The organism is Bowdeniella nasicola, assembly GCF_001907295.1.
In the GTDB taxonomy this organism is placed as follows: Bacteria; Actinomycetota; Actinomycetes; order Actinomycetales; family Actinomycetaceae; genus Bowdeniella; species Bowdeniella nasicola.
Genome location: NZ_MQVR01000094.1, coordinates 1 through 8,323, shown reverse-complemented (window position 1 = coordinate 8,323; position 8,323 = coordinate 1). Strand labels below are relative to the sequence as shown.

At 63.2% G+C, this 8,323-nt stretch carries 6 protein-coding genes and 1 pseudogene; 3 read left to right on the top strand and 4 right to left on the bottom strand.

Annotation, left to right across the window (positions count from 1 at the left end; translation table 11 throughout):
• Positions 1-899: pseudogene (locus tag BSZ39_RS11565) on the top strand (hypothetical protein); the annotation flags it as partial.
• Here BSZ39_RS11565 and BSZ39_RS13660 read toward each other — a convergent pair.
• The 4 genes from BSZ39_RS13660 to BSZ39_RS11545 form a co-directional block, all read right to left on the bottom strand.
• Positions 896-1,183, bottom strand: a complete 288-nt coding sequence (locus BSZ39_RS13660; RefSeq protein WP_281247144.1) for a WhiB family transcriptional regulator — start codon at positions 1,181-1,183, stop codon at positions 896-898. The pseudogene BSZ39_RS11565 and the gene BSZ39_RS13660 overlap by 4 nt on opposite strands.
• Before the next feature lie 296 nt (positions 1,184-1,479).
• On the bottom strand, positions 1,480-3,135 hold the full coding sequence (locus BSZ39_RS11555) for an AbgT family transporter (RefSeq protein ID WP_073717476.1): 1,656 nt from the start codon (positions 3,133-3,135) through the stop codon (positions 1,480-1,482).
• A gap of 3 nt (positions 3,136-3,138) precedes the next feature.
• Positions 3,139-4,473, bottom strand: a complete 1,335-nt coding sequence (locus BSZ39_RS11550; protein WP_222842949.1) for a M20 family metallopeptidase — start codon at positions 4,471-4,473, stop codon at positions 3,139-3,141.
• Positions 4,474-4,557: 84 nt separating this feature from the next.
• On the bottom strand, positions 4,558-6,540 hold the full coding sequence (locus BSZ39_RS11545) for an ATP-dependent DNA helicase UvrD2 (RefSeq protein WP_245792511.1): 1,983 nt from the start codon (positions 6,538-6,540) through the stop codon (positions 4,558-4,560).
• Positions 6,541-6,707: 167 nt separating this feature from the next.
• Between BSZ39_RS11545 and BSZ39_RS13655 the strand changes: the two genes are divergently transcribed.
• Together BSZ39_RS13655 and BSZ39_RS13650 are read left to right on the top strand one after the other, a co-directional pair.
• Positions 6,708-7,457, top strand: coding sequence for a hypothetical protein (locus tag BSZ39_RS13655; RefSeq protein ID WP_143180520.1), 750 nt, complete (start codon positions 6,708-6,710; stop codon positions 7,455-7,457).
• Positions 7,438-8,157, top strand: coding sequence for a hypothetical protein (locus BSZ39_RS13650; protein WP_143180519.1), 720 nt, complete (start codon positions 7,438-7,440; stop codon positions 8,155-8,157). Before BSZ39_RS13655 ends, BSZ39_RS13650 begins: the two co-directional genes overlap by 20 nt.
• Positions 8,158-8,323: the final 166 nt, after the last annotated feature.

The window sequence follows — 8,323 nt, the reverse complement described above, 5'->3', positions numbered from 1 at the left end:
GAGTTGTAGAAGATGAACTCGAGGATCACGCGGTGACCGCCCTGCTGTCCAGCACGACCACCCCGCTACACCACTATGAGGGACTCAACTCCACCGACCTGCAGGTCGGTGACGACGACGGCTTCCTTACGCCGACGATCCTGCGCGATGTCCCGCTGCGGGTCGTCACGGCGCTCGAGCAGTGGATGCTGGAGGGCGCGAGCGGAGCCCCGTTCCTGCCCGAGGACGAGGTCGAGCATTTCGCGCAGCTCCAAGACGAGCTGCGCGCCGCTGGCCATGTCGAGCCCGCGGCGAATCTCGCGCCCTTTGGGGTTTTAGCCCTGGACTCCGCGCCGACGAGCGCGGCGACGATCCGCCAGCTGATCGCCGCGGGCGTGCGATGCGAGGTCGATACGCAACCGACGCCGGTCAATACGCCGCGCGAGTGCGCTCACCTGCGCCACGAGGTCGCGCGCGCTCGTCTGGGAACGACGCTGCCGGAGCGCACCGTCGCCCTGTTCACCTCGCCCTACCTGCCCGATCCGGCCCGCACCGCGCCCCTGATGCGAGAGGATCAACCGTTCGTGTGCCTGACCGTCGGCGATAACGCCGTCGAGATTTCCCCGGTCGTCATCCCGGGCGAAACTCCCTGCCCCGGTTGCCAGGAGGCCTACCGTTCCGAGCGCGACCCGCGCCGCGCCATCATCGCTGCCCAGCTACGCACAAAACCCGTGCCTGCGCTCAGTGCAGGCACGGGCATGATGGTCGGCGCACTTGCCTTCCAGGTCATCGCGGCATACGGCTACGACGTGGGCGCACCACCGTTGCATGCCGTCGTCATCGATCGCCGCACCCTGCAGGCGGGGCGACGCATCTGGGCGTTCCACCCCGCCTGCCCGTGTCAACGGCCGGATCCTTAAGCACTCTCGCACTCGGTCTTCGGCGGCCTGCCACGGCCGCGCTTGAACGCGACGATGGCACCGTCGTGGAAAATCTCGCCGCCCCACACGCCCCACGGCTCGGCGCGCTGCTGGGCTGCGCTCAGGCAGTCTTGGCGCAGCGGGCACTCGGCGCACAGGGCTTGGGCGGCCTTTAATTCGGGCATGCGTTCAGCAAAAAACAGTTCCGGAGCCGACGCGCACGGCGGATTGAGCTGCTGAAGGTCGTCGCAGACTGCCGCGCCCGGTAAATAACTGATCGTCACGGTCGAGGTCACTTTCACAAACGTTGAGGGGAAGGCGCCGTGCGCCTAGGGAAAATGGGTCGGCTGATAACGCGACCCCATAGGGCTTTGGTAAGGCCGGACTCGAGCAGACGCTCGAGAACGCAGCTCTACCTAAAGCTGATCCCTACGGAGGTCAGCGCGGGCGTGAAGATCAGATTCCACATGATGGCGATGCCTCCTTTCCTAAACGTTGCGACCATCGACTGGTCGTGGACGCTTCTCACTCTAAGCGTCCTGATTTTGACCTGTCCAGTTATTTACTGGGCAAGTTTTCCTTAGGCCGGCAGCATGATGCCGTTACCGGGTCCAAGCGGTAGATCGAGGAAGAACCACAGCGCGAGCAAGGATGCCCACGCCACCCAGAACGGGATGACGAACGGCAGCATGCGCGCCATGACCGATCCGAAGCCCACCTCGGGCTCATAGCGCCGTATCATGGCGAGCAGGACGATCATGTAGGGGTTCAGCGGCGTGATGATCTGCGTGGCGGAGTCGCCGACGCGGAACGCGGCCTGCACGAACGCCGGCTCGTAGCCGATGAGGGCGAACATAGGCACGAAGACCGCGGCCATGAGCGTCCACATCGAGGAGCCGGAGATGATGAGCAGGTTCAGCATCGAGGCGAGCACGATGAACGCGAGGATCGCCGGGAAGCCGGTCAGGCCAATGTTTTCTAGGAACTCCGCACCCTTGACGGCCGTGAGCTGGCCGATGCCGGTCCAGTTAAACAGCGCGATGAACTGGCCAAGGATGAACGCGAGCACGAGGAAGCCGAGGACGTCCTTTAAGGCTTGCACCATGAAGCCGACGAGATCGCCGACGGAGTTCACGAGGCCAACGATCTTGCCGTAGACCGCGCCCATGAGCATGAAGTAGGCAAAGACGATGAAGACTATCGACTTCAGCAGCGGCGAGGACGGCAAGAAGGCGCCCTCTTCGTTTCGCCACGGCGAGTTCGGCACGAGGATCGAGACCAGCATGACGACCGTGAGGATGCCGCCCGCGATGAGGGCCATCGTCAGGCCGCGACGCTCCTTGTCGGAGATCTCCAGGGAGACTTCTTCGCCCTCTTCGTAGCCGGGCGACTTGTCGCGCTTGGCGGGGCTCTGGCGCGGCGTCTCCTCGTGGACCTTGACCTCGACCTGCTCGGTCTTGTCCTTCACCGGAATGATGTACTCGCGCGAGATCCCAAGGCGGTTGATGCGGGGCTCGACGACCTTATCGATGATGAAACCGGCGATGATCGCGAGGACGATCGAGGAAGCGATGTTGAAGTAGTAGTTCGAGATCGGATTCACCGGCGCGTAGCTCGTGTTCGGCAGCGACTCCATGACCTTGGTCGTGATGCCGGCGAACAGCGCGTCGAGCGACGTCGGCACGATCGAGGTGGAGTAGCCCGCGCCCGCGGCGGCGAAGCCACCGATGAGGCCCGCGACGGGGTGGCGACCGACGGCCTTGAAGACGAGGGCGGCCAGCGGCGGGATGACGACGAACGCCGAGTCGGCCATGATCGAGCCGACAACGCCGACGAATCCGACGACGTAGGGCAGCAGCCAGCCGGGCGCGGCGCCGAAGAGCTTGCGCACGGCCACGGCGAGGAAGCCGGTCTTTTCGGCGACGCCGACGGCCAACAGGATCGGGAGCACGGTGACGAGCGGCGGGAAGCCGATGTAGTTCTCGCCCATCGTCGTCGTCAGCCAGCTCATGCCCTCGCCGGTAAATAGGCCGCGGATCACGGTCTCCTTATCGGCGCCGGGGACCTGCACGCGCATGTCCATGAACGCGAAGATCGTCGAGATGACGCCCGTGATGAGGAACAGGCCGAGGAAGAGGGTGAAGGGCTCGGGCAGTTTATTGCCGAGGCGCTCGACGGTGGTAAGGAAGCGGTCGAACGCCGATTGCTTTTCGCGCGGCGGCGATTGTGCGGTCATGGATCAGTCCTTCGGGTCGAAGTATGAGGGGACATCGACGGCCCCGCCGGCGGCGTCGAAGTCGGCACGCACGGCGGCCGCTAACTCGTCGTCGGCAAGGAAATCGAGAGCGGTCGCCGCGAGCGCGTAGCTCGCGTCGTCGATGGCCTTGGTGGCGGCCGGGGAGGCTGCCGCCTGCGCAAACTCTTCGGTATGCAAGGCGACGTGCTCTGCTGAGATCTTGACGAGGGGATGAATGCCCGGGACGCGGTAGGAAACGTTGCCGAAGTCGGTCGAGGCAGCGATGGTCTCGGTGAGCACGCCCCCGGGCAGGATGTCGCGGCCGCATTCGACCATGGCGGCGGCATAGCGTGCTTCCAGTTCGCGGTTGCTGCGTACGGGCAGGGACGGCGGGTGCTCGTCCCAGTCGATCTCGACGCGGCAGCCGGTCATGAGTGCGGCGCCCCGGCAGATATCGTCGATCCGCTGCGAAAGGTCGCGCAGCGTGTCGGGATATTTGGAGCGCACGTACAGTTTCAGTTGCGCTTCCGCAACGATGATGGAGGCGCGGTCCCCGCCGACGGGCATCATCGCGTGGATGCGGTCGACGGGAAGGATGTGTTGGCGTAGCAGCCCGATGCCGGAGTAGGCGAGGTTTGCTGCGTCGAGAGCGTTGATCCCCATGAAGGGCTGGGCCGACGCGTGGGCGGGGCGGCCGTGGAACGTCACGGTGAGGGTGCGGCGGCCGAGCCAGACCTGGTCGGTGACGTCGAAGCCGTAGGGGTGGATCATGATGGCCGCGTCGAGGCCGTCGAAGGCGCCGCCGCGAGCCATGTATTCCTTGCCGGTGTGGCCCTCTTCAGCGGGGGTGCCGAGCCAGCGCACCCGGCCGGGGACGGCGTCGGGGTGGCGCTCACGCAGGGCCGCGAGGGCGAGGAAGGCGCCCACGCCGCTGGCCGCGATGACGTTGTGGCCGCAGGCGTGGCCGATGCCGGGCAGCGCGTCGTATTCGCTGAGGATCGCGATGCGGCGGCCGGGCCCGTCCTCGCGGTCGCCGGGCAGGTCGGCGACGGCGGCCGTCTCGACGTCGAACACGTTGGTGTGGGCGGCGATGCCGCGCGATTCGAGCAGGGTGGCAAGCGCCGCGACGGAGCGGTGTTCTTCGAACGCCGTCTCGGGGTGGGCGTGTAGGTCGGCGGCGAGGCCGTCGAGGTCCTCGAGCAGTTCGTCGACGATCTCGCGCAATTCGACCCTAAGCTCCGCGCTCGCGCCAGCGAAGGCGGACTGCGGAGGCTTGGCGGTGGCGCGGTCGCGTTCGAGCTGCTCCGACACGTGGGCAGAGAAGCCGTCGTACGGCACTCTGGTGTGAGTGCTATCACAAGTCATGCGCTGCACGCTATCAGGCAAATGTCGCAAACTCCACTAGCGTGTCTCGCTACTTAGTTACTCGCCGTCGATCAGCGCGAGGATGTCGCCTCCATAGCGGTCGAGTTTTGTCGCGCCGATCCCGCGCAATAGGGCGAGTTGGCGGAGATTTTTTGGCTGCGACTGGGCGATCGCGACGAGGGTCGCGTCGTGCAGAATGGTGAACGCCGGTTTGGAGGTTTCTTCTGCGATATCGGCCCGCCATTGGCGCAGTCGTTCAAAGAGGACTTGCGCGTCGTCGTCGAGTTCGGCGAGCGGGTCGATCTTGTCCTTCGTGGCGCGGCGTTGGCGCAGTTTTTCGCGCCCCTCCTCCGCGGGCCAGATGCCGGTGAGGAAGCGGCTGACGCTGCGCGAGGAGCGCGAGCCGGAGCGCGAGGAGGAGTACGACAGGCGCAGGTGCTCGCGGGCGCGGGTGACGCCGACGTACAGGAGGCGTTTTTCTTCCTCGATGGCTTCCGGCGTCTTCGCCATCGAGATCGGCATGAGGCCCTCGGACAGGCCGGCGAGGAAGACGGCGTCCCATTCGAGGCCCTTGGAGGAGTGGATCGAGGCGAGCGTGACGCCCTCAACGGTGGGCGCATGCTGGTTGGACGCACGGTCGTGCAGTTCGGCGACGAAGTCGGCAAGGTTCGCGCCGCGCGAGGCGTGCAGATCGTCGGCGAGGGTGACGAGCGCGTTGAGGGCATCCCAGCGTTCGCGCAGCGCCCCGGCCTGCTCGGGGGCGGCGTTCGCCCAGCCGAGGTTCGACAGAACACCGCGCACGGCCTGCGGCATGTCCTCATCGGTCGTGTTCATCGCGCCGCGCAGCATGACGAGCGCGCGCCGGATTTCCGGCCGGGAGAAGAACCGTTCACCGCCGCGCACCTGATAGCCGATGTCGGCGGCATTCAGGGCCGTTTCAAAGGCTTGAGACTGCGCGTTCGTACGGTAGAGGATCGCGATTTCCGATAGCGGGACGCCAAGGTCGGTCAGTTCGGTGATCTGCTTGGCGATGGCGTCGGCTTCGGCGGCATCGTCGTCGGCATGGTGGAACTGGACGGGCACGGAGCTTGGGCGCTGAGCTTCGAGTTTCACGGCGCCCGCGGGCAGCCGACCGGAGGCGGTGCGCAGCAGGCGGTTCGCGATGTCGACGACCTGTGGGGTCGAGCGGTAGTCGCGCACGAGCTGGATTTTTTCCGCCCCCGGGAACTTGTCGGTAAAGCTCGTGAGGAACGTGGGGCTCGCGCCCGCGAACGAGTAGATCGTCTGGGAGACATCGCCGACGACGCACAGGTCGTCGCGCTCCCCCATCCATAGCTCGAGCAGGCGCTGCTGTAGCGGGGAGACATCCTGGTATTCGTCGACGACAAAGTGGCGGTATTGGCGACGGATCTCGCGGACCACGTCGGGTTTTTCGACCATGAGTCCGACGAGGATGAGGAGGATGTCCTCGAAATCGATGACGCCACGTTCGGCCTTGGCGTCCTCATAGGCGCTCATGAGCGAGCCGATCGTCCTGTGGTCGAGGTCGGCGATTGCCGCGCGCCCCGCGCCGAGCGCGCGGCGCTGGTAGTCGTCGGGCGAAATCATTTGGACCTTCGCCCACTTGATCTCGGCGTTGAGATCGAAGAGCAGCGCGCGGTCCGTTTCGATGCCGAGCCGACCTGCGGCCTCCGCGACGAGGCCGAGCGTCTTTTCTTCCACCTTGGGCAGCGGGCCGCCCGCCGCCTGCGGCCAGAAATAGCTGAGTTGGCGCAGCGCCGCGGCGTGGAAGGTGCGGGCTTGCACGCCCGCGACACCGAGTTCACGCAGCCGGGCCCGCATTTCGCCGGCGGCGCGCGCGGTGAACGTCACCGCAAGGACGGAGGTCGGATGGTAGACGCCGGACTTCACGCCGTGCGCAATGCGGTAGGTGATGGCGCGCGTCTTGCCGGTGCCGGCGCCGGCGAGCACACACAGCGGGCCGCGCAGGTGTTCGGCGACGCGGCGTTGGTCGGGGTCGAGTGCTGCAAGGAGGGACATCGCTGCCATTGTCTCAGGTGGGCACTGACATTGACTGTTGTCCACAGGCGGCGACTGAAACTGTCGCACGCTCCTCTGGCTCCCCCCTCAGAAAGACTATGATCGAAATCACCTAGCCTATCCTTGCTGTCGCTTCCCACAGCTCATCTCAATCAACGGAGCACTCCATGCACAACAAAATCCTGTCCGCCACGCTCGGCGTCCTGATCCTCTTCTCACCAGCTCTCCCCGCCTCCAGCAACGAACATCCGTCGGAGGAACATCTGCTGACGAGGGTGATCGAATTACAAGGCGGCGGCGATCGAAGCCTATTGAAGGAACTCGCAGCGGATTACGCAAAAGATAACCGGATCACGCGAGCAGAAGCCCTTGCCCAAGCCATTGGCGAGTTGAAAGCGGCAGCCAAAGAAGAAGCAGCTATTGGCGACTCCGCTGCAACTGCAGACAGCATCGACATTCGCAGCGGTGGCGGCGGCACACGGAAACTCGTAAATGCAACCCAAAAGGGCGATATTTTCTACACCCCCGCTCGCACACTCACCTATAATCACGCACACGTCGGCATATATAACTCAACATCGACGGTTGTGCACGCTCCCGGTGAAGGACTGTCTCGCCAAGACAAAATCGGGAACGTAGAGGTATCAAGGGGAAGTACCCGTCTCATGACGGTATGGACCACCCAGGGTAAACGCAATTCTGCCGCAAATTACGCATATAACCATCTACGCAATCGGCCATACCGCATTAATTTCGCATTTAACAAAACGAAGAACGGCGCTATCAACTGTTCCCAGTTAGTTTGGGTTGCATACCACGACGGATCAGGCATTGATCTTGATTCCGATGGAGGCCCGGGCGTATACCCTCACGACATCTTATACTCAAGGAGCACGCATGTCTATAAGATTTTCTAGTAGGCAATCGCGCGATTTGAAAAACAGCCTCAGAATATTCGCTCTGCTCACCGCAACCCTTACCTTCACAACTGCCTGCACCACTAACACGCCAGCAGACATCGCGAATTTAAGGACGACGGACCTAGAGCCAGCTTCCACAGTTATACAATTCTCGCATAACAGGTATGCCAAAGGCCCATTGAAGCCGAAGCAGACCTTTGCCGGAGTCGTCGACTCAGCCGGGAAGATCGAACTGTACAAAATGGGTCGGATTGCAACCTCGCGCCCGCTCTGGGATGAGCACGGCTTGTCGCTTATTGACGAAAAATGGCTGTACAGCTGGAACCATCAATTCGAGAAACATCCGGCCGAAAACGGCGATTCCATTACCGGCCGAGTACGCATAATAGGGACGGACAAGGCATTCTGGCTAAGCAATGAGGGCTTCGTGGGTGATGGGCGTTACCTCGTTCGCGCTATCACATCCAATTCGAACAAGCCTCATTATCAGTTGCTAACCTCCCTCGCATCCTGTGAAACTGAAGTATTCGGCCTGGCCGCCAATTATCCACACAATGCTGCCAACGAAAACAATCAGCATACAGTACTGACTGTCACACGCCTATGGAAAGACGGAAAACCACGTGACGACAATGTCATTAGCGGAGTCAAATTTAGTGATTACGATGATATGATTTTAGAGGCTCTTCAGAGTTGAGTGTGGGCGCGCCGATCGGGCAGGGGTGTTGGGGATAAGCATCGAGGTCCCTGATGATGAGTGGACTTTAACGGCTCTTCCGGTTTCAGAGTGCGTGACGCGGTCTCTGACTGCCGGGTGTTGGTGATGAATGAGGGGCGGGCCTTGGGTGAAGATAGAAGTTCCT

Bases quoted from the DNA above. Each gene is read 5' to 3' on its own strand.
- BSZ39_RS11555 (WP_073717476.1), bottom strand. From the start codon at position 3,135: ATGACCGCACAATCGCCGCCGCGCGAAAAGCAATCGGCGTTCGACCGC.
- BSZ39_RS11545 (WP_245792511.1), bottom strand. From the start codon at position 6,540: ATGTCCCTCCTTGCAGCACTCGACCCCGACCAACGCCGCGTCGCCGAA.
- BSZ39_RS13655 (WP_143180520.1), top strand. From the start codon at position 6,708: ATGCACAACAAAATCCTGTCCGCCACGCTCGGCGTCCTGATCCTCTTC.
- BSZ39_RS13650 (WP_143180519.1), top strand. From the start codon at position 7,438: ATGTCTATAAGATTTTCTAGTAGGCAATCGCGCGATTTGAAAAACAGC.